Source organism: Paenibacillus sp. RRE4 (assembly GCF_031844205.1).
GTDB lineage: Bacteria > Bacillota > Bacilli > Paenibacillales > Paenibacillaceae > Paenibacillus > Paenibacillus xylanexedens_B.
The window spans coordinates 142,461-166,980 of the sequence record NZ_JAUZUT010000007.1; the positions used below are offsets into that span (position 1 = coordinate 142,461).

5 protein-coding genes are annotated in these 24,520 nt (G+C 49.9%); all 5 read right to left on the reverse strand.

Annotated elements, in window-relative coordinates:
* Nucleotides 1–178: 178 nt before the first annotated feature.
* Entirely contained in the window at nucleotides 179–1,912 is a 1,734-nt protein-coding gene (locus tag Q9R46_RS23620; RefSeq protein ID WP_311282019.1) for an ABC transporter ATP-binding protein, read from the reverse strand.
* Nucleotides 1,909–3,738 (reverse strand): ABC transporter ATP-binding protein, encoded by a 1,830-nt coding sequence (locus tag Q9R46_RS23625; protein ID WP_311282020.1) that lies wholly within the window; start codon nucleotides 3,736–3,738, stop codon nucleotides 1,909–1,911. The genes Q9R46_RS23620 and Q9R46_RS23625 overlap by 4 nt, the downstream gene beginning before the upstream one ends.
* The gene (locus Q9R46_RS23630; protein WP_311282021.1) at nucleotides 3,728–7,036 is read right to left on the reverse strand and encodes a non-ribosomal peptide synthetase; all 3,309 of its coding nucleotides are present in this window, start codon (nucleotides 7,034–7,036) and stop codon (nucleotides 3,728–3,730) included. The genes Q9R46_RS23625 and Q9R46_RS23630 overlap by 11 nt, the downstream gene beginning before the upstream one ends.
* Before the next feature lie 153 nt (nucleotides 7,037–7,189).
* Nucleotides 7,190–22,036, reverse strand: coding sequence for a non-ribosomal peptide synthetase (locus Q9R46_RS23635; RefSeq protein WP_311282022.1), 14,847 nt, complete (start codon nucleotides 22,034–22,036; stop codon nucleotides 7,190–7,192).
* Nucleotides 22,037–22,581: 545 nt separating this feature from the next.
* On the reverse strand, nucleotides 22,582–23,865 hold the full coding sequence (gene ectB / locus Q9R46_RS23640; protein WP_311282023.1) for a diaminobutyrate--2-oxoglutarate transaminase: 1,284 nt from the start codon (nucleotides 23,863–23,865) through the stop codon (nucleotides 22,582–22,584).
* Nucleotides 23,866–24,520 lie beyond the last annotated feature (655 nt).

Sequence of the window (24,520 nt, forward strand, 5' to 3'; positions counted from 1 at the left end):
AAGGGTTTACACAGACCACTCCGATGACAGAATAACCTTCCAATCGCTGTTATCCCCAGATTTTTTGATCCTTTTCTAACGGGAAAATCCGGTGATAAAGGCGAGCGCTTCGCTTTTCCAGGTTTTTTCTGTCCTCTCCGTTTTTGTGTAAAAAAATTATTCAACTTATATAAATCAGCTAACCGTAAAGCCGGGCGTAATAACCTCCAAGTGCGAGCAAATCCTGATGACGGCCCCGCTCAACGACTGTTCCTTGGTTCATAACCGTAATCAAATCCGCATGTTCCACGGTGCTGAGACGGTGCGCGATAAGAATCGTCGTACGTCCCTTCATCAATACGTTCAGAGCCTGCTGTACCCAATGCTGGGATTCGTTATCCAGTGCAGAGGTTGCTTCGTCCAGCAGGAGAATCGGTGCATTCTTAAGAATCGCTCGCGCAATCGCAATGCGCTGTCTTTGTCCGCCTGACAACGATGCGCCTCTCTCTCCCACCGACGTTTGATACTGCTCAGGAAGTTCCTGAATAAAATGATGAGCGTATGCCGCTTTGGCAGCTTCCACAACTTCTTCATCCGTAGCTTCCGGCTTGCCATAGCGGATATTTTCCTCGATTGTGCCTGTAAACAAGAACGGTTCCTGCGGAACGTAAGCAATCTGCCTGCGGATTTCATCCAGCGTGTAATGGCCAAACGCTTTGCCTTGGAGCAAGATTTCTCCGCTGTCCACCGGATAAAAACCGAGCAACAGCTTGATCAGCGTGCTTTTGCCGCTGCCGCTGGCTCCCACAATTGCTGCAACTTGGCCGGGAAATACCTTCATGGACATGCCTTCAAGCACCTTTTTATCCATCTGATAGGAAAATTCCACATCGCGAAACTCCACCGCAGCATCCGAAAAATGTTTGCTGTCTGGAGATCCCAGTCGCTCCGGTTCCTCTTCCTCTGCTAGTACCTCTTGAATCCGGTGAGCCCCCGCGAGCGAATTCTGGGTCATGGACAGAACCATCCCCAGGTTCAACAAAGCGTGTGTCAGATTCACTTGCAAAACGGCCAGGGCAGCAACACTCCCCATTCCCATCAGTCCGTAGGCATAGAGAAGACTACCGATGACGATAATGCCGCAAAACGTAACGTAGCTAATAAAATGATTCACCGCAGCCTGCATGCCGTTCTTCTGCGCAGTTTCCCGAAGCGTCTGGGTCATCTGTTCGTTCAACGCCTCATACTGGCTATAAATCGAACGGATGCGGAACAGTTTCACCATTTGAATGCCACCCATGAAATCTTTGAATTTTTCAGTCATTTTACCGAGCGTTTGCAATCCTTGTTCGGACAAGACACGAATATCTCGTGCAAATTTCAGGCTGACCGCAGAGGACAATAGTAGAATAACGAAAGATACGCCAGCAAACCGCCAGTCAATTAGCACCATGGAAACAATAGAGCCGATGCAAAAAACAATTTGTAGCAACAAAACGAAGTAAACCTGTGAAAATGTAAACTCAACTGTCGTTACGTCATTGTTCACCCGTGACAACAAGTCCCCATGGTGGGTTTGCTCCAGGAATCTCGGACGGACCCGGCACAGCTTGTCATAAAGACGCTTTCGGATGTTCAGTACAGTCAACTCAACACTCCGCTGGTACAAGTAAATGAACCAGGGTGAAATAATATTTTCCAGAAACAGCGCCGTGCCCAAAATGATAAAAGCATTCACCATCAGGGACGTATCTCGGGACACGGCGAAATCAACCAAGTTATGTACGACCAAACTGAATGCGATCAGAAACAATGTTTGGGTGAGCGCCGTTACAGCCAGGCCAGTGGCGTACTGCGTTTTTTGCTTGCGGTTCATAAATGTCAGCAAATAGCCAAGTTCTTTAACTTGCGAGAGCCATCCGCCCTTTTTCATGTGTGCGCCACCTCCCTGCGTTCGGCGGACTCGGTAAACTCCTGGTAGTAAGACTGGGCATACAGCCCATTCATCCCCAGTAATTGTTCATGAGTGCCCTTCTCCACAATATTTCCCTGTTCCATGACCCAAATCTCGTCGACACTTTGTACCGTAGAAAGTCGGTGAGCAATAACCATCGTTGTTCTCTGTTTCATCAATACACCCAGTGCTTTCTGAACCGCACTTTCCGACTCCGGATCAAGGGCCGACGTAGGCTCGTCCAACAACAGCACGGGAGCATCCTTTAGAAAAGCCCGAGCCATGGCGATACGCTGACGCTGCCCACCTGACAAAAATCCGCCGCGCTCTCCGACATACGTTTGGTATCCATCAGAGAGCTTCATAATGAAGGAATGTGCCTGAGCAACTTTGGCAGCTTCTATAATCGCTTCCATCGATGCTCCCTCCTGCCCGTAGCCAATATTTTCGGCAATCGTACCGCTAAACAAATACGAATCCTGAGTGACCACGGAAAAATGTGACCGCAGTTGCTCCGGATCGGCACCATCAATCCGGCTGCCGAACACGCGAATCTCACCCTGGCTTTTCTCCGGTAGCGGATAAAAGCAGCAAATCAGCTTAAACACCGTGCTCTTCCCTCCACCGCTCGCTCCGACAAGAGCAATCGTCTTGCCTTCCGGTACAGAGAAGCTCACATTCCGCAGGATCGGAGAGTGATCTTCATATCCAAAGGTTACGTTCTTGAATTCAATAGGCGTTGCGTTCGCTTTCGGAAGGAAACGGCCATTTTCTGTTTCAGTTGGCTGCTCAACGATGTCGGAAACCCTTCTTAAGGCACCGGCCATTTCGAACGTACGCGTGATAAGCTCGGGAATATGTTCCAGCGGTTCAAGACACAGATTCAGCAAGTATAAGAAGGCAACGAGTTCTCCCGCGCCTAACTGCCCTTGATAGATCAAATAACTTCCGTAACTGACTGCGAAAATGATCGGACTGATCATCAGTGTAGAAAGCAACGGGTTAACCCAGGCTTCCCGCTTTTTCACGGCCAGTTTTTTTTGAGCTGTCAATTGCAACAACACTTGGTAGGATCGAGATAACATCCCGGATAACAGGTAGCTTTTTACAATAGGCATCCCCCCAAGCGTATCCTGGAGGTTCACGTTCATTCGACCCATATTGGTCTGAGCTTCCTCCGTCAACCGCTCCAATTGCTTGCCAATCCATTGAGAAACCAGCAACGCTACCGGAAATAACAGCAGACTGTACAGCATCAGCTCCCATTGGAGGTAGATCAAATATGCGAAACAGCCAATAAACAATAGCGGGTGATAAAACCACTGGGCAAAATCCCGAATCATAAACTGCTGGATGAGTTGCAGATCATTGTTGATTCGCGACAGCATGTCACCGGAGTGCTGCTTTTCCAAATCGGAGACCCGAAGTTTGCCGATATGACGCATGACATCGTTACGGACATCCTGAACCGCGGAAGCACTGCTTCGCTCCACGCCAAAACTCATGAAAAACTTCGCTGGTACACCGATCAGGATGACCACAAAGACCGCGTATACGATCTGCAGTACGATTGGCCCTGCCCCTTTCTCGGCCTGCGTGGTCAGTTGCTCAATCAAACTTCCCGTCCATATCTCAATGACAGCCGCAGCAATGGCGGACAATGTGCCGACGATCATCCAGCCCTTATGACGGCTTACATAGGACATCAGCCAGCGGAACGCTTTCCATGTCGCGTAAGCGGTTTGACGCTTGGAAGGTTCCGCGGTAACTTGTTCTCGAACAAATGGCTGCTGGTCAGCTTCCATGCAGTACTCCAGCCTCCGCCTCAATCTGCCGCTTAACTTGCTCTAAAATATCCCGGATAACATCAGCTGTTTCGTCCACACGGGAAAGCTCTAATAATTCCTCGTGCGCGCCTTCGAGACGATAATCGGTGTAAGCTTGCTTTGTCGCACGCCGCCAGGACGGTAATTGGTGCTCCAGACGAAACGCCTCGCTGTCCTTCGCAATCAGTTCATAAATCCGGGCTGAGATCGTTCCAGAATTAATAAGCTGTGCCTCATACATCAAGGTCGCTTTGACCTTCCGATGAACCCTCTCCCGTACGAGTGAGTTACTCATTAATTCCTTCTCTTCTTCGTCAAATTCAGCAAGCATTTCTTCAGCCTCTTTCTCTGACGTTTCAGCTGGTGTCAGCGTTTCCTTAATCCACGAGTCCACCATAAGCACATCCGCTACGACATGCCCTCTTTTCTCCATCGCTTTAGCTACCTCAAACGTCAGGTTGCCTCCGAAGCAATAACCGAGTAACACGTAAGGCCCTTCTTGCTGGATGCGAACAATTTCATCGACATAGCGGTTTAGCATGGACTCGTAATCGGTGGCATCGTCGATAAAATCAATGCCGTAGAGCATGAATCGTCCATCGAGCCTACTTGCGAGTTCTCGGTAACCTATGCCGAAGCCGCTACCGGGAGGGAAGCAGAATACGTTAAGATCACCTGTTTTATTCAACTTAATGAAAGAGTCTCCCCCTTGATCCAGCCCCAGATCTCCCTCTCCAAAAGCCATGGCTTCAACGGTGAAATGATGGAACTCGCGGTTCAGCGGGATCTCAATTCCTGTTTCATCGTAAACAGCTTGAACGAGCCTCATCAGGCTTAACGAATTGCCACCGAGCTCAAAAAAGTTATCCTTTACTCCGACCTGCGGAACGCCAAGCGTATCTTGCCACACACGGGCGATTTTCATCTCAAGCAACGTTCTCGGCGCGACATATTCGGCTTCCCTGGCCGCGGCTTCCCCTGGCGCGGGCAATGCTTTGCGGTCAATTTTCCCGTTCGAGGTCAGCGGCATCTGCGAAAGCTGCACGAAGTGCGAAGGAATCATATACCCCGGAAGTTGCTTGGAGAGTCCCTCCTTGAGTTCATGCGCCGAAAGCCTTGTTTCTGCGACGTAATAAGCAACAAGAAGCTTATTACCGTTCGCATCTTCGCGATCAAGCACCTTGGCTTCCTGCACAGCTTCCATCTTCAGCATCTGGTTCTCGATCTCATCCAACTCAATCCGGTACCCACGAATTTTCACCTGATGATCAATCCGGCCCAGATATTCGATATTGCCATCCGGCAACCAAGTTGCCAAATCACCCGTGCGGTACAGTTTCTCCCCCTTCACAAACGGGGAATCGACGAACTTCTCCTCTGTTAGGTCCGGACGGTTCAGGTATCCTCTCGCAAGGCCTTCACCTGCCACGAACATTTCGCCCGCTACACCCTTTGGAACGGGTTGACGGTTTACATCCAGGACATATACACGAAGCGTAGGAATAGGCTTGCCGATATTACTCTTCGCCGCGTCTATTTCGGTCCACGTAATTTCCTTATATGTCACATGAACGGTCGTTTCCGTAATGCCGTACATGTTGATCAGCTTTGTCTCCGGATACTTCGTCTTGTAACCCTTGAGTAACAACGGACTGAGCGCTTCGCCTCCGAAGATGACGTTACGAATCCGTAGATGATATGCATGATCGACCAAAACCTTACGGAGCAGCTGATAAAAATACGTCGGCGTCTGATTCAAAATCGTGACTTGTTCGCTGCTTAGCAGCGCCAGAAAATCAGCGGGACTTTTCGCCGTAAGCGGTGGTACGATGACCAGCTTACCTCCATTCAGCAACGCTCCGTACATTTCCCAAACAGAGAAATCAAAGCAGAAGGAGTGGAACAGTGTCCATGTGTCGGCTGGCCCGAAGTCAAACAAGTTCTTGTCGTTAAACAGAAGGCGCACGACGTTTTTATGCTCAATTAGGGTTCCTTTAGGTTTACCGGTCGTTCCAGACGTGTAGATAACATAGGCCAAGTTTCCCGATCCAGATATCGGTTCTAAGTTCGAAGAGTCCCGTGTACCTTCGGAGCTGAACCCATTCTCTTCCCAAACAAAATGATCTAATTCAAGCCGAGTCCCTGCAAAGTCGGTCTTTTCATGCAAATGCTTCTGAATCAGTAATAACGGTGCGCCTGAATCTTCAATCATGAAGCGGATGCGCTCCTCTGGATAATCGGGATCAACAGGCACATAAGCCCCGCCGGCTTTGAGAATCGCTAGGATGCCAACAACCATATCAATCGAGCGTTCAGCTAGAATCGCGACCAGTTGGTCGGCTTTGACTCCTGTCTCCCGCAGCTTCCGCGCAAGGCGGTTGGAACGTTCGTTTAATTCGCGGTAAGTCATCTGCGCATTATTCATGACAACGGCTACGTTGTCCGGGTAAAGCGCTGCCCGTTCTTCAAACAAGCCGTGGATGGTTTGCGCACGATTAAATCCGGTTTCGGTGTCATTAAATTGATTCAGGAGCGTTTCCCTCTCATCTGGAGACAGTACATCAGCTTGTCCAAGTTCCAGATCCGGCTGAATTAAAAGGAAGGATAGTAGTCGAACCAGATGGTCGGCTGCCTGTTCCACAAACGCATGATCATAGCGCTGCCCGTCATAGCTTATCTCCAACTTGATCGAACTGTCTTCGCGGTCGAAGCGAAAAGTCATATCGTTCACCATCCGGTTGCCCGGCGGTTCGGGATGAATCGGGGCGAAGGAGACTACCGTATTAATGACTGGAAAGCCATCCTTCGTGTAACCCAGATGGAGCGGCTCCACCATTTTCCGAAAAGGCAGGTGCTGATGCTCCATTGCCTCGCCGATAGAGGTTTTGATTCCCCCAAGCAGCGTTTTAAGCGTCGTCTGATGGCTTACAGCCGTTTTGATGACCAGGATTTCATGCGGCGGCTTCGCCCCATCCGGTTCTGCTTGATAGGAAGGCATACCGATCAGTACTTGACCCTGGCCTGTATATTTGAACAGCAGGCCTTTTACTCCTGCCAAAACAACCATGTATATCGCCAAATCGGAACCACTCGCTAGGCCAATAATTCTCTCCGAGAGTTCGCTTGGCAGAGTTCGGTCAAGCAAGCCCGGTTTGGCCTGGACTTCCCCACTTGCCGATAATTTGGAGGATTGACTGTAAGGAAGGAAGCTCAGGCTATCACCGGCATCAAACTTGCTGCTCCAGTATCGTTCTTCCTTTTCAAATAAAGATTTCATGGATACCTCCCCTAAAATGAAGTGACCGCATGCCCCGCGCAGATCCAAAAACGTTTGTTTTCGGATCTGTGCATGTATGGGCTTGCATGTTGTTCGCCATCTTACTTGGGATGCGTGCAGATTTTACCAGACATCAAAGGCACGATTGCAGCGTTAAAACGCAAACTCGATTGTATCAACTGCATTCTTTCCGTCTGTCTTTGGTTTATGACATTCAATCCGTTTTAGCTCAAGGTGCGGATTTTCCACGATTTGAGACAGCACCCGCAGGTAATCCTCGGTCAATGTGCGAATCATCGTCTCTTTGAACAGCTTGGCGGCATAGAAGAAGCCCCCGCTTAGCGAGCCGTTGTTTTCATACATAAACAGGGTTAGATCAAACTTGGCTTCTTCAAGCTGGTCGAGTTCAACATTTTTCAGGTTGACCCCTTCCAGTTCGACGTCTTTTTCTTCGATATTTTGCAAGTCGAAAACCGCATCGAATAATGGAAAGCGGCCCGGTTCCCGCTTCACATTCAAACGCTCTACGAGCTCTTCGAACGGATAATCCTGGTTCTCAAAAGCACCCAATGCGGTCTCCTTCACTTCTTCAAGGTAGGACATAAACGTTTTTTCGCCCGACGGACGATTGCGGAGTGCCAACGTATTGACAAACATTCCGACGACCGGCTCCAAATCGGCATTCGTTCTTCCCGCAACCGGGGTACCCACGATGATATCTTCTTGCCCGCTGTACTTGCACAGCAGAACGGTATATGCCGCTAGCAGTACCATGTACAGCGTGCTTTCTTGCTCAGCCGCTAATTGACGCAGCCCCTCAGAGAGAGAAGCATCAACGTCGAAATCCAGGTGCATGCCCTCGTAATCGCGAATCGCAGACCGTTCATAGTCCATCGGTAAATCGGCCCTCGGCAGTTCGCCTTCAAAGGTTTTCAGCCAGTACGCTTCCTGCCGCGCGATCCGGTCTTGGTAGTCCTTAGACTGTTGCCAGACAGCGTAATCTTTGTATTGAATCCGTAGTGGAGGCAGTTCCTCACCGGCGTATAAACTCGAGAACTCATCCATCACAATCGCCATCGATACACCGTCGGACACAATATGATGCATATCAAAAAGGAGAATATGCATGTCCCGCTCCAGTTCTATGACCCCGACGCGCAGAAGCGGCGCCTTGCCAAGGTCGAACGGGCGAACGAAGTTGCGGATGGTCTGCTCGATTTGGGCCATATCCTCTGGATCTGATTGATGGTGCTCGATAGCAAAATCAACCTGCTGGTAAATGCGCTGAACCGCTTCACCCTTCACAACTTCAAAACTTGTGCGCAGTGATTCATGACGTGTTATCAGTTTGCGCAAGGCAACTTCAAAACGTTCTAAATCAAACTCACCTTCCAACCGCACCAGTTCAGGCATATTATAAAGCTGATCTGCTCCATCCAGCGTATGCTGGATGTACAATCGCTTCTGTGCAGAGGAGAGAGGGTAGTACTCTCTCACATCCGCTTGAGGAATAGCCTCATGTTCACGTCGCTCCATCTGCGCAATTACCTCAGCCATCGTTGCAATGGTCGAGTGACGGAACACGTCACGCAACGGCAGATTAACATTTAATTTCTTAAATACCTTGCCCGCCAGTGACGTTGCCCGTAGAGAGTGACCACCGATGTCAAAGAAGTTCTCGTACACGCCGATCTCCTTCGTAAGCCCCAGCACCTGTTGCCAAATCGAGGCCAACTTTATTTCCAGTTCATTGCGCGGTGCGACATACTCCGTTCCGCTTCCTGCCTCCCCTTCCGGCGATGGCAACGCCTTCCGGTCAATCTTGCCGTTTGGCGTCAGAGGCAGACGCTCCATCCCTACGAAGTAAGATGGGATCATGTACCCTGGCAACTCCTGAGCCAATGCTCCGCGCAGATCGTTTACTGCCAAATCCATTCCCGTATCCGCTGTGTAATATGCACATAGCACTTTCTGTCCATTTGCGTCATTTCGAACCAGCACCACGGCTTCGCGCATGCCTTCCACCTGTAGTAACTTTGCTTCGATCTCGCCCGTTTCGATCCGATACCCCCGGATTTTCGCCTGATTATCCATCCGACCGACGAAGCCCACGTTGCCGTCTTCCATCCACCGCGCCAAGTCTCCCGTGCGATACAACCGTTCCCCCGCGATGAACGGACTATCGACGAACTTCTCTTCTGTCAGCTCTGGACGATTCAAGTATCCGCGCGAGACCCCAACTCCGCCGATAACCAGTTCGCCCAGCACCCCGACAGGCACGGGATTCAAATGTGCATCCACAATGTAAAACTTCGCATTTAACCACGCTTTGCCGATAGGCACATGCCCTGTCTTCGGAAGCATTTCCAATGTCTCGTCGTAGAAACTGGAGTCAATCGCTGCTTCCGTCACCCCATAAGCGTTGATGATTCGGAATAATGATCCAAAACGCTCCTGCAAGGTTCGATAGTCTGCTACGCTGCAGCTGTCCGAACTGGTGATAAGTAGCTCCATGTGGCTCATATCCAGCCCCTGCTCATACACATATTCCATAAACGGTACAATCAGCGCTGGCGTCGATTCAAAAATAGTAACCTGCTCTTGCTCAATCCAGTGGTGCAGACGCGATGGATCGATCCGGTCGTCCTTCGGCACAATCACCATCGTGCCCCCGTTATACAGCGTGCGTGCGATATCGCCCACGAACACATCAAACGAGAAGCTGGCCAGCTGCAACAACCGCACCGGGAACTGATCTAATCGATATTCCCGCCGGTACCCTGCCGCTGTGTTCACGAGGCTACGGTGCTCAATCATGACGCCCTTCGGCTTCCCTGTCGTTCCCGACGTATAGATCACGTAGGCCAGATCCTCTGGTCGGGCTTCGTGGAAATCATCCATGCCAGAACACATCGGCGCATTTGCCCGTTTCTCGCTGTACGATGCTTCGTCATCGAGATACAACACTACCGACAACGCCAGTTCCTCTGCTGCGAGCCAAGCTTCGGCACGCTCTCGCAGTAGCTTTTGGGTGAGTAGCACCTTTGCTCCGCTGTCTTCCAGCATGAACCGTACGCGATCTGCCGGGTAATCCGGGTCAAGCGGTACATACGCGCCGCCTGCTTTCCAGACAGCAAGCACCGCTACCAGCAAATCCACCGAACGTTCGGCAAGAATACCAACGATGGATTCTCGGCCAATGCCGCTTGCGCGCAGCGTAGCGGCCAAACGATTCGACCGCTCATTCAGCTCCGCATACGTTAGACGGTCATTCTCGTACACAACCGCCTCCGATTCAGGCGCGCGCTGCGCCTGTTCTTCAAACAGACGGTGGAACGCAACCGCGGGAGCAACTTGCACTTCTAGCTGCGCCGGGTTAAATGCGCTGAGCATTTCTTTTTCCTCAGCCGTTAACAAGCTCAGCTCGGCTATCTTCGCATCCGGACGGCTTACAATCGTGACGAGTAGCTGCTCGTAATGTTTGGCCAGACGTTTGATCGTCTCCCTTTTATAAAGAGCCGTCGCATATTCGAAGCTGTAATCCAAGCCGCCGTTCTCCTCGCCCACATCCAAGCTGATATCAAACTTTGCGGTATCCATTGCGCTCGGATAGGAAGTCAAACGGAGCCCTTCCAACTCGAATTCCTCGTTCTCCGTATTCTGCATCGTAAACAATGTGTCAAAAAGGGGATTACGGCTTAAATCGCGGGTGACTTGCACCTTGTCCACCAATTCTTCGAACGGATAGTTTTGATGCTCAAAAGCTTGGAGGGTCGTTTCTTTAATCTCGTTCAGGTATGACAGGAACGTCTTCTCCGAAGATGGGTAACTGCGAATTGCCAGTGTGTTCAGGAAAATCCCGATTAACGGTTGCACATCTCCATGATTCCTTCCGGCAATTGGCGTACCAACGACCACATCTTCCTGACCTGAATATTTGTGCAGAAGCACGTTATACGCAGCAAGCAACACCATGAACAGTGTCGTGCCCGTCTCTGAAGCCAACTGCTTTAGGGCATCCGTTTTAGTAGCTTCTAAGAAAAACTCCAGTGTGTGACCATCGTAGCTCTGCACAGCAGGACGCGGATAATCGGTTGGCATTTCAAGCACCGGAAGTTCCCCTTGGAACATGTCCAGCCAGTATGTTTCCTGATGCTGAAGCCGTTCCTTCTGCTCCTGAGAATGTAGCCAAACGGCATAATCTTTGTACTGAATGCGTAAAGACTCCAGTTGTTCTCCCCCATACAAGCGGACGAATTCTTCAACAAAGATCTCCATCGAAACACCGTCGGAAATAATATGATGCATATCGTACATTAGAATATGGCGTTCCGGATTAAGCTGGACAAGGCCTACTCTCAGTAGCGGAGGTTTCGCCAAGTCAAACGGACGGACAAAACGACGAACGATCTCTTCGACCTCTTGCTCATCCGCCGGGTAGAACTCCACGGCAAAATTGAAGTCCTGGTAAATCCGTTGAGATGCTTCGCCATCCACCATCTCGAACCCGGTACGCAACATTTCATGTCTATCCACAAGCTTACGGAATGCGTCTTCGAACCTTGCACGATCTAAAGCACCCTCTAGCACCATGGCTTCCGGCATGTTGTAACTAAGCTCCGCACCTTCCAGTTGATTCAAGATAAAGAGGCGTTTTTGAGCAAAAGATTGCGGGTACACCTCACGTCTCTCCGCCAGCGGAATAGCAACGAATTTCTGCTCATCTAGCCGGGAAATGGCAACCGCCATGTTCTCGATCATGGAATGACGAAACACCTCTCGCAGTGGCAGATCCACGTTCAACTCTTTATGAATCTTGCTGACCAGTGACGTTGCCCGCAGGGAGTGACCTCCGATGTCGAAGAAATTCTCGTACACGCCGATCTCTCTCGTAAGTCCCAGCACTTCCTGCCATATCGAAGCCAATTTTCTTTCCAGCTCATTGCGTGGTGCAACATACTCTGCTCCGCTTCCTGCTTCCCCTTCCGGCGCTGGTAGCGCCTTCCGGTCAATCTTTCCGTTCGGCGTCAGAGGCAATTGCTCCATCTCCACGAAGTACGATGGAATCATGTATCCTGGTAAATCCTGTGCCAGCGCGCCACGCAGATTGTTTACTGCCAGATCCGTTCCTGCACTCGGTGTGTAATACGCGCATAACATCTTCTGCCCTTCCGCATCAGTTCGAACCAGAACGGTTGCTTCGCGTACGCCTTCCACACGCAACAGCTTCGCTTCGACCTCACCTGTTTCAATACGGTAGCCCCGAATTTTAGCCTGATTGTCCATTCGACCAATGAAATCCACGTTGCCGTCTTCCATCCACCGCGCCAAGTCCCCTGTGCGATACAACCGTTCACCTGTGCCAAACGGACTGCCTATGAACTTCTCTTCCGTCAGCTCCGGACGGTTTAAATATCCGCGCGAGACCCCAACTCCGCCGATAACCAACTCGCCCAGCACACCTACAGGCACGGGATTCAGGTGTGCATCCACAATGTAAAACTTCGCATTTAACCACGCTTTGCCGATAGGCACATGCCCTGTCTCTGGCAGCAGTTCCAGCGGCTCGTCGTAGAAGCTGGAGTCAATCGCTGCTTCCGTTACGCCATAGGCGTTGATAATACGGAATAAAGAGCCGAACCGCTCCTGCAAGGTTCGATAATCTGCCACGCTGCAGCTATCCGAACTTGTGATGAGTAGCTCCATCTGACTCATATCCAGCTGATTTTCATGCACATAATCCATAAACGGCACAATCAGCGCTGGCGTTGATTCAAAAATAGTCACCCGCTCCTGCTCGATCCAATGGTGCAGACGAGACGGATCGATCCGGTCATTCTTCGGCACAATGACCATGGAGCCTCCGTTGTACAGCGTGCGTGCAATATCGCCCACGAATACGTCAAACGAGAAGCTGGCAAGCTGTAACAGCCGCACCGGGAACTGATCTAATCGATATTCCCGTCGGTATCCTGCCGCCGTATTCACCAGACTGCGGTGCTCGATCATGACGCCTTTGGGCTGTCCTGTCGTTCCCGACGTATAGATTACGTAGGCCAGATCCTCCGGTCGGGCTTCGTGGAAATCATGCATGCCAGAACTCATCGGCGCATTGGCCCGCTCCTCGCTGTAGGATGCTTCGTCGTCGAGGTACAACACTACCGACAACGCCAGCTCCTTTTCAACGAGCCAAGCTTCGGCATATTCTCGCAGGGGCTCTTGGGTGAGTAGCACCTTCGCTCCGCTGTCTTCGAGCATGAACCGCACACGGTCTGCCGGGTAATCCGGGTCGAGCGGTACATATGCGCCGCCTGCTTTCCAGACAGCCAATACGGCTACCAGCAAATCCACCGAACGTTCGGCGAGAATACCGACGATGGATTCCCGGCCAATGCCGCTTACACATAGCGTAGCCGCCAAACGGTTCGCCCGCTCGTTCAGCTCCACATACGTCAGCCGATCACTTTCGTACACGACAGCCTCGGATTCAGGCGTGCGTTCGGCTTGTTCCTCGAACAGACGGTGGAACGCAGCCGCAGGAGTCGTTTCTGCTTCCGGTTGTGCCGGATTAAACGCAAGGATCATTTTTTCTTTTTCCGCTGTGGTCAACAGATGTAGCTCAGCAATCTTCGCATCCGGGCGGCTTACGATCGCCGCAAGCAAATGTCCGAAATGAGCCTGCAGTCTTCGAATCGTGCTTTCTTTATAAAGAGCCGTTGCGAATTCAAAGTTGCACTCCAACACGCCGTCTTCTTCTGTAACATCTACGCTCAAATCGAACTTGGCCGAGCCGTAGTCGCTAGGGTACGGTGATAACTTCATTCCTTTCAGTTCTATCTTTTTATCCTCCAAGTTTTGCAAGGAGAACATGGTATCAAAGAGCGGGTTACGGCTCAGATCCCGGGCAACCTGCACTTTATCGACGAGCTCCTCGAACGGATAGTTCTGATGCTCGTAAGCCCCCAAAGTCGTTTCTTTCACTTCTTCCAAATACGATAGGAAGCTTTTGTCTGAAGTCGGATAATTGCGAAGCGCCAGCGTATTAACGAACATTCCGATTAAAGGCTGCGTATCTGCATGTGTTCTGCCCGCAATCGACGTTCCGACAATTAAATCGTCCTGGCCTGTGTATTTATGCAAAAGCACGGTATATGCCGCAAGTAACACCATATACAGCGTCGTTCCTCTTTGAGCAGCCAGTTGCTTCAAACCTTCGTTCGTTTCCCCATCCACGAAAGATGTTAATGTCTGCCCTTCAAAACTTTGCACGGCAGGACGCGGATAGTCCGTCGGCATTTCCAGCACCGGCAAATCGCCTTGGTAACGTTCCAACCAATAGCTTTCCTCCCGTTTCAACTGCTCCTTATGCTCGTCTGACTGCTGCCATACCGAATAGTCCTTGTATTGAATGCGTAAAGGCTCTAATGTCTCGTCGCCATATAGACGAACGAGTTCATCGACGAATACATCCATCGAAACCCCGTCGGAGATGATATGGTGCATGTCAAACATCAGTAAATAACGTTCGGTCGCCAGCTCTACGAGTTTCGCTCGCAGCAGTGGAGGCTTCGCCAAATCGAAAGGCTGGATGAAGGCCTGTACAACGTCTGGCGCTTCTTCCTCGTTCGCATGGCAGTACTCCACAGCAAAGTGGGCACTCTCGTAAATGCGCTGTACTGCTTCGCCTTGCACGATCTCGAAGCCGGTTCGCAGCGTTTCGTGCCGTGCAATCAGTCCGCGGAAAGCCTTTTCCAGCAGACTCCGATCGATCGTTCCTTCCACCAGTAACACACCAGGCATGTTGTAGCTCTGATCTGCACCTTCCAGCTGATTCAGGATATACAACCGCTTCTGAGCCGATGAAAGTGGATAATATGCTCTTCTATCTGCCAACGGAATCGACGAGAACGTCTGCTCTCCGATCCGGGATATGGCTAGGGCCATCTCTTCAATTGTCGAATAGCGAAATACGTCCCGCAGAGGCAACTCAACGTTCAACTCCTGGTGCACCTTACTTACCAGTGTTGTCGCCCGAAGTGAATGTCCGCCAAGGTCGAAGAAATTATCATGAACGCCAATGTGCGCGAGTCCGAGCACACTTTTCCAAATATCAGCCAGGCTAGCTTCAAGTGGAGTCCGTGGTGGAGTCCCATCTTCGCCTACCTGCAAGCTCTCCTCTGGTGCCGGGAGAGACCTACGGTCAACCTTGCCGTTCGTTGTCAGCGGGAGTTGCTCTAGCTGGATCAAGTACGACGGAATCATATAGGACGGCAGCTCCTGGGATAGTATACTCTTCACCTCAGCCGCTGGAAGCTCGATGTCCGCTTCATAATAAGCACAAAGCTGCTTTTCGCCGGAAGCATTCTCCCTGGCAAATACCGTTGTTTTTCGAATCCCCTCTACTTTCTGAAGCTGAGCTTCAATCTCGCCGAGTTCAATCCGGAAGCCACGAATTTTCACTTGGTCATCCGTCCGTCCAACGTATTCAATCGCACCGTCCGGCAACCATTTCGCTAAATCCCCCGTCCGGTACATGCGCTCTCCCGGTTCAAAAGGATTGTCCACAAATTTCTCCGCCGTCAGCTCGGGGCGGTTATTGTAACCCTGTACCAAACCTTCCCCACCAACGCAGAGTTCGCCAGCCACACCGATCGGCAGAAGTTGGTTACGGCTGTCAACGATATATACCGTTGTATTACTTATGGGTCTTCCAATGGGAACGGTAACCGCTGCGTCATCAATGAAGTCGACCGGAAGGTATGTGGTATACACCGTGCTTTCCGATGGGCCATACAGGTGGTTAAGTTTTCCCGGTCCGATATGGGCGAGCGCTTTACGCACATGACCAACCGACACTCGCTCTCCTCCGAACAATATTGCCCGGACATCTCGCAAGCAGTCGATGTTCACATCTACAAGCACGTTGAAAAAAGCCGTCGTTATCAGCATCACAGAGATATGCTCGCGCTGAATGAGATCCGCTAGCTGGCTAATCTCCAGCACAGTCTCACGGGGAACCAGTACCAACCGTGCTCCGTTGGTCAAAGCACCAAAAATATCGAAGATCGCTCCGTCAAACGAATAACTCGAAAGCTGGAGGACATGATCGTGCTCCGTGATGTCGATATAATTCGTATTTCGCACGATACGCACGATGTTACGATGTGTAACAAGGTTGCCTTTCGGCCTGCCCGTCGTTCCTGAAGTATAGATAATGCATGCCAGATCTGTCGCTTCCGTGCCTGGATGTAGATCAGTGCTGTCCTCGTGATAGAAAAATTCATCATCCAATAAGATCACGGAGTCCGAATCCGCCAGACGTTCACGCAAGTGGCTTTGGGTCAGCATGACCTGAGCTCCCGAATCCTCGATCAGAAAACGGATACGCTCTTCGGGATATTCCGGATCAATTGGTACGTAACCTGCTCCGGCTTTGTGTGCCGCCAGCATACCCACTACCATTTCAATGGAACGCTCAGCCATAATAGCGACTAGCCCTCCTCGGGTTATCCCGTGAGTACGCAAGGTACGGGCAAGGCGATTGACACGTTCATTCAGAGCGCGGTAGGTCATCTCGTGTCCATTCAAGGTGACAGCCGTTGCATCCGGGATGCGCTCCGCTTGTTCCTGGAACAATTGAATGAGCGTCTTATCGCGAGGGAACGCTGTGGTGGTATCGTTAAAACGTTCGAGTAGGTCCGTCTTTTCAGTCTCCGTCACAAGTTCCAACTCACCCACCGCAATTTTCGGATTAGCCGTCACCTGCTCCAGCAGATGTACGAGATGCCCCTTCAGCCGCTCGATACTATCTTTGTCGAACACTTCAGCATTAAAATCGAAGCGAATTTCGATCTCGGCTCCAGGTGATACGGTCACGTTGAAATTATAGTTCGTCTGCTCCTCCATCTGAACGTCCGCGATCGTCAGTTCCCCATGGTTCTGGTCGCCCGCTTGCTCCATCTGTTCATCTACAGGATAATTCTCGAAAGCGATGATATGGTTGATCAGGTTCTGCTTTTGCAAGCTGAGGGCTTGAATCTCATACAGCGGGTAGTAATCATAACTCCCGGACTCCAGCGCTCGCTCCTGAAGCTTCACCATCAGGTTGGCAAATACGGTGTCGGCTTCACTCGTGACGCGAACCGGAACTGTATTGATAAACAGACCGATCATGGACTCGACGCCTGGAATCTCCACCGGTCTTCCGGCTACAACGCTACCGAATACGGCATCGTGAGTTCCGTTGTATTTTTGCAACATCACACCCCATGTAGCCTGCAAAAGTGTATTTACCGTAACCAGGTGCTGTTTCGCTACCTGATCCATCCGTTCACTTAAATCCTTGCCCAGCAGAGCTGTGACGTGATCGGCTTTAAATCTGTTATGCGGCGCTGATTCCTTTTGCCCGGGGAGTACCGTTTGCCCCTCATAACCTGCCAAGAATGCCGTCCAATAATCGGATGCTGCCTTTTCGTCCTGCTTCTCCAACCATTCGATATAAGTACCGTAATCTGCTCCTTGATCTACCACCGGTTGCTCACCAGAGACCAAAGCAGAATACACCTCAAACAGCTCCTGTGTCAGCTGAGACAGACACCAACCATCCATTAAAATATGCTGGAAACTCCACAATACATGGTAGCTTTGCTCTTCAGTACGCAGGATCGTAAAGCGAACAAGTGCATCATGTTCCATGTCGAAGCCGCGAAGTTTGTCATCCTCAGCCTTTTTGTCCAGATAGGCCTGTTTTTCATCCATTTTCAAATGAAGCAATTCTTCATATTCGAAGCCAACTGGTTTATCACGGTACACAATTTGCAACGGCTCCCCTGTCGGAGCTTTCACAAAATTCGCCCGTAACACCAGATGTCGTTTCGCAAGCTCCATCCAGCTTTTTTCGAAAAGCCGGACATTGAGTGCTCCCCGCATCGTAAATCGCGTCTGCTCGAAGTAAGTGGCTGTTTGCTGATCAAGCGCGCTGTGGAACCACATACCCTTTTGCATCGGCGTAAGCGAGTAAATATTTTCGATTTCCCCGAGATGACCGGAACGCTGAGCGATTTGCTCCAATGCTGTAATGGTCAAACCCTTAAATTGTACGTCGCTTGGTGTCAGTTCGGTATGTTCTTTCCCTACACAGTGCGCTATGAGCTCTCGGAGACTTTGCTCAAGACCTTGAGCAAAAAATTCCATCGTTTCCTTCCGATACTGCTTCCGACTGTAGCTAAGATCAAGCGATAGAGCTCCGTCCAGCACCATGCCGTTAATATCCAGCACAAAGCTGCGGGCCTGCCGATCACTAGCCGGGCTACCACTGGAATAAGAAGATATGCCGATCTCATCTTGATTGACATCATCGTCGAACTGACCGAGGTAATTAAAATTAATTTCCGGCTCTGCGCCCCAAACCAAGCTATCCTCCAACTTGGAGAGATAACGGCATACGCCATAGCCAAGACCTTTGTTAGGAATGCGGCGCAAGCGTTCCTTGACCTGCTTAATCTGGTAGGCCAAATCCCGATCGCTTTCCGACTCCAGGACCACTGGGAATTTGGTCGTAAACCAGCCAACTGTGCGATTAATGTCGATATCAGTTCCGATGGATTCACGTCCATGTCCTTCGAGATTGATCCGCACACGTTCGTTTCCTGTCCACTTGCGAATGGCTATGCCGAGCGCCGTAATTAAAATATCATTCATTTCCGTGTTATAAGCTCGGTGAACCCGCTTCAGTAACAGCTCTGTTTCTTCGGGAGTTAAACGGACGAATAGTGATTCGCTGTCTTGTTGTGTCGTCATATCCGTCTCCATATCCTTCGGTATGGCCGGAACCTCAATTAGCTCCACGTCCTGCCAGTAGGCTCGCTCCTTCGCAAGCTCCGCACTTTGTGCGTAAGCGGCCAATTGTTCTGACCAAGTGCGGTACGCATCCGTTTTCGCCGGGAAACGAATGTTCTCGTTTTTGACGGCCTGCTCGTAACCCAGTGCGAAATCCTCCATCAAAATACGCCAAGACACACCGTCCACCACGGCATGGTGAATCGTCAGTAACAGATGATCCCCATCCGCACACTGAAACAGTCCTGCTTTCATAAGAGGCCCATTCTCCAGATCAATACCTGCTTGAATGTCCGTTGCCTTCGCTTCCACAACCTGCCCGGTGTGTTGCTCATCCTTGAAGTCGAACACATCCAGCGTGAACAACCCGCCTTCCTGAATTGCTCGGTTCCGGGCGCTGAACCCTTGTTCCGCCTTACGGAATACCATTCGCAAAGCGTCATGATGTTCGGCCAGCTTTTGCAGTACATGTCCTACCGTTTCTTCGTCGAATCGGTCCTTTCGGTACAGCATCACCGACTGATTGAAATGATGGAAATCTACAAAGGAGCTCTCGAAAAACCATTGCTGGATCGGCGTCAGTACTGTTTCACCCGTAACTTCTCCTTGATCGATGGTACGTCCAATCGGTTTCACATGCAGACTGAGCTGTGAGATCGTCGGATATTTGAACAAATCCCGGATTTCCAGCTTGTACCCGGCTTGATGAAGACGCGAAGATACTTGAATGGACTTAATCGAGTCTCCACCAAGCTCAAAGAAGTGATCCGTTACCCCAACGCGATCAGCGTTCAATACGGCCTGCCATACATCAGCAAGAGTCCGCTCCACTTCATTTCGGGGAGCTACGTACTCGCCTCCAATCAGTGCATTTCCTTCTGGGGCAGGCAAAGCCTTGCGGTCAATTTTGTCGTTCGGTGTAAGAGGCATCCGTGGAAGCTGAACGAAATGTGCAGGAATCATGTAATTCGGCAAGTTTTGCGCCAGCGTGCTTCTCAATTCACCTAATGTAAGCGGTTGGCTTGCGACCAGGTATGCGCACAGTTCTTGGCCACTTTTACCTTCCCGAGCTATCACGATTGTCTCCTGCACGGAGTCAATCTTCAGAAGTTGATCTTCAATCTCCCCAATTTCAATTCGGAATCCACGTATTTTCACCTGATGGTCGATCCGCCCCAAATACTCCATATTTCCGTCTGGAAGCCAGCGGGCCAGATCTCCCGTCCGGTAAAGGCGTTCTCCTGGTGCAAACGGATGTTCCACGAACTTCTCTGCCGTTAGCTCTGGTTGGTTCAGATAACCTCTCGCAAGCCCGACTCCTGCCACGCACAACTCGCCGTCCACTCCTGGAGGTACAAGTTGCAGTTGAGCATCCAAAATAAAAATCTGGTGATTCGCCAGTGGCCGCCCGATCGGAATCACTCTGTGTTCCGGTTGCTCCTCATTTGCATCCCAAAGCGTCGTAACAATGGATGCTTCAGTAGGGCCATAAGCATTGAAATAGTGAACCTTCGTTTTCCACTGTTGCACGAATTCGGCTGATACCGCCGAGCCTCCCGTTACGAGTTTCGTTAAACTAGGGAGCCGTTCCGGTTGCAAATAAGCGCTATACGTTGGCGGCAAAATCGCCGCTGTAATTGCATGCTCATTCATATAATTCTCGAACAAACGAGTGTCGAGAATCGTTTCGGCTGTGGGAATGTACAAAGTCGCACCAAAGTAAAGCGCTTTGAACATTTCCCAGCAGGATGCATCGAATGACAGGCTGGCGAATTGAACAATTCGGTCTCGCTCCGTAATACCAAGCCTGTCCGCAAACATCAATTTCAAGCTTACCAAGCCCCGATGCTCCAGCATGACCCCTTTGGGTTTGCCTGTTGTACCTGACGTATAGATGACATAAGCGAGGTCATTCGGGCCACTAGCGAGCTCTAGATCCGCCCCATCGTTGTCATAGGAGTTCTCGTCATCCAGTGCAAGAACAGTCCCTTTAAAAGGTACTTGGTGCATCAGTTCCCTTTGAGTCAGCAGCAGCTGCGCGTTAGAGTCCTCCAGAATGTAACGGATTCGTTCTTCGGGGTATTCGGGATCAATGGGCACGTAAGCACCGCCAGCTTTTAGAACCGCCAGAATACCAACTACCGTCTCCAGGGATCTCCTTACCATCAATCCGACCAATTGATTGGGTAACACACCGACGGATCGTAGCGTTCTCGCCAGCCGGTTGGCCCGTTCATTCAACTCCGCGTAGGAAAGTTGCTGATTCTCAAAAACAACTGCCGTCGCTTCTGGCACCCGCTGTACCTGTTCTTCTACGAGTTGATGAATTGTCCATTCCAGGGCATAGTCCCGCTTGGTATCGTTAAAGCTTTGGAGCAATTGAAATCTCTCTTCTTCAGACAACATATCAATCTTCACGATGTCCAGTTCCAGCTCGTGAAGACCTACATTTAGCAGGCTGTTGAGATGACCAACAACCCGAGTCATGAATTTAGAATCATATAAATGCTCGTTGTATAACAGGTCTAGCTGTATGTTCCCGCCGGTTATGCTGAACTCAAAAGAACAATCCGTGACCGCATATTGTGCGATTTCATCCGTATGTAGCTCCTTGAGAGAGACTGATGTATGAATGATGGGCTTCCCGTCCGCATATTGTAGATCCAGCTTCTCCGTCATTTTCGAGAACGGAATATGTTGATTCTGAATCGCTTTCGGTAAGGAAGTCCTGAGTTCACTCAGTAGTGTTTTAAAAGTCGTGCACGCCGAAAACGAGTTTTTTAATATGACAGTATGATTAATGGATCGGCGCTGTTCCGTCTTTTTCGGTACGATTGGCATACCAACCAAAATGTCGGAAGCGCCTGTATATTTATATAAAAGTGACTGAACACCAGCAAGCATAATCATAAACGTCGCCAGCGGAGCTCCCTTACTCATTTGAAGGATACGTTGCGACGCTTTCTCTGAAAGCGAACCACTAACGGTTGTCATTATGGGACTTAAAGGGTTTTGAGTTTTGCTGTAAGGCAAGCGCGTCAAAATATCATCATCACTACCGAGTTTTTCGTTCCAAAACAACGTTTCTTTTTCAAAAGCCACCTGGATCGTTCCCCTCTCTTCATCGGTAAAAGCAATCCGGCAGAGCCTATGCCGCAGCAATGCTCCCCGCCTTTTCAAAATGTGACAACTTTACTGTGAATACAGATGCCCGAAAACGGACCTTGAATTTAACCTTGGATTCGGAATTGGGATTAGAGGTGGACAAGGGAGGCTCCTCCCATTGATGTAAGACGTGCTGCAGGATTCCAGTAGGCCAGTAAGAATTCAGCCGTACCTTCGCATTTTGCAACGGAGTTGCCTTGATTGAAACCTATGTTTAAGGGCATGGATACACTCTATGTACGATTAGTGCATTCCCCGCAGTCCTAATGTGGATAAGTCAAGATCAGGCTGCGGGGTAGTGATCTTTTCCCGGGCGATTACATGTGAAGATGGTGTTTCATGTTGCTCTCAAAAATGCTTTGTATTAGATGAATGGGTTAGCTCTAGAATCAGCAGTGAATTCGCCTGTTACCTGACGGTGCCAAGGAATTTTCGATTGAAATATTCCTATGGGAACAAAATTCATCTTCAACACGAGATTAAGCGCCGCCCCCGGCAGAAGTACTATTCCTTTGCCAGGGTAGCTGTCAGTCTGATTAAGCTTAGGTCGTTACCAGCAAACGCTGGGTCTCTTGTGAGATCACCTGCTGAATACTAGATTTGATAATATCGCAACCAGCAGCCAGATTCTCCATAGAAACCGTCAGCGGAGGCATAATCTTCAGGACGAGGTCCCCTCTGCCAGCCCTTTCAATAATCAGTCCGTTCTCGAAACTGATCTCCGACATCCGCTTCGCCCCTGCTTCATCCGTAAAGCCCGAAACGTCAATGCCCCAGATCAGGCCGATTCCGCGGATAGTGATGGATGGATGTAGAGGTTTGATTTCTTTATCAAGGAAAGAGCGCACGAACTCTTCCTTCTGCTTCACTTGTTCTTCCAAAGATGTTCTATCCCGGAACTCAAGAGCAGCCTTGGCAGCCACAAAAGCAAGCTGGTTGCCGCGGAAGGTACCATTGTGTTCCCCTGGCGTCCAGAGATCCAGTTCAGGCTTCAGGAGCAGGAGGGACATTGGCAGGCCGTACCCGCTGATCGACTTTGACAGTGTAATCAGATCCGGCTCAATCCCCGCACGTTCAAAGGAGAAGAATTCTCCAGTTCGGCCGCAACCGACTTGAATCTCATCGGTAATGAGCAGGATATCGTGCTTGCGGCAAATCTGTTGCAATCCACGTAGCCACTGTGCTTCAGCGACATGAATGCCACCTTCAGCTTGAACAGTTTCCAGCAGAATGGCAGCCGGTTTATCAACTCCGGAGTGGGAATCCGTTAGAATATTTTCAATATAACCAAGTGTATCTATATCTGCGAAAGCCCCACTCGGATGTGGTATGAATGTAACTCCATCCAGAGGAAGCCCCGCTCCTTCCCTCATCGACTTGGAGCTTGTTGCCGAGAGGCTGCCAAGTGACATGCCGTGGAAACCGCCCATGAATGCAAAGATACCGGTTCTTTTCTTCGCCTTGCGTGCAAGCTTGAGTGCCGCTTCCACCGCATTTGTGCCCGTCGGACCGCAGAATTGAAGCTTGTAATTCAGCTTCTTTGGCTCCAGGATCCGTTCCGAGAAACTCTGGATGAATTCGCGCTTGGCCATTGTGTACATATCTAAACCATGCATAATACGATCAGAGGTCAGGTAATCGAGAATCTGACCCTTAATATAATCGTTGTTATGGCCATAGTTCAGTGCTCCAGCACCTGCAAAAAAGTCAATATATGCTCTTCCATCCTCAGCATATAACAGGTCTTCCTTGGCCCGGTCGAATACTACCGGAAAGCTTCTGCAGTAAGATCTTACGTTAGATTCCAGCTTTTCAAAAATGCTCACGCGCTTCATCCTCCATCGTAATTGGGATAAGGTTAGCTTCATTCTTTCTGAACCTTCTGGCGTCATCGAGCAAAACATTCTCGGCTGTCATTTTCTACAATTGTCGGTCCTCGCATGCCGGCTTGCTGGGTATCCAGTGGACTGGTTTCTCGCACATAGCCTAGGTATGTATAAAAACCCACCAATTCTATTTTTTTGCATAATTGGAAGGTCGACCTGCGTAGAATTATATCAAATTTCCAAAGAATGTATAGTAAAATTTTGGTTAAATTAGATCTTTGAAGTATAAAGTGTTAATATTTCGCCTTAAATTAACACAATTAGGAGGAATAATAAGTAGTGTTTGTCATCAATCGAGGAATTAAGCAGGAGTCATCTTCCAATTTCGCGAATGGTAATAATGGTATATATTACCTACATTTTCTCTATCAAAACTCCGAATCCTTTCACTTTACAAAAATTTAACATGATTGTCCTAAACTGATCTCGTTACCTTATGTAAACAGAAGAATATAAGAAGTTATACTTTTCATTTTAATTTGCTTATGTTTTGTAAAGATTAGCAGATTTAAAAATTACATTGATGTCGCTTTAACAACTATTTTACGAAGTGCATTTACTTGCGATTTCCATACGTGGAAGGCTTCTTCTTCGT

Excerpts from the sequence above, each read along its gene's own strand:
- Q9R46_RS23630 (WP_311282021.1), bottom strand. The coding sequence starts at position 7,036 with ATGAAATCTTTATTTGAAAAGGAAGAACGATACTGGAGCAGCAAGTTT.
- Q9R46_RS23625 (WP_311282020.1), bottom strand. The coding sequence starts at position 3,738 with ATGGAAGCTGACCAGCAGCCATTTGTTCGAGAACAAGTTACCGCGGAA.
- Q9R46_RS23620 (WP_311282019.1), bottom strand. The coding sequence starts at position 1,912 with ATGAAAAAGGGCGGATGGCTCTCGCAAGTTAAAGAACTTGGCTATTTG.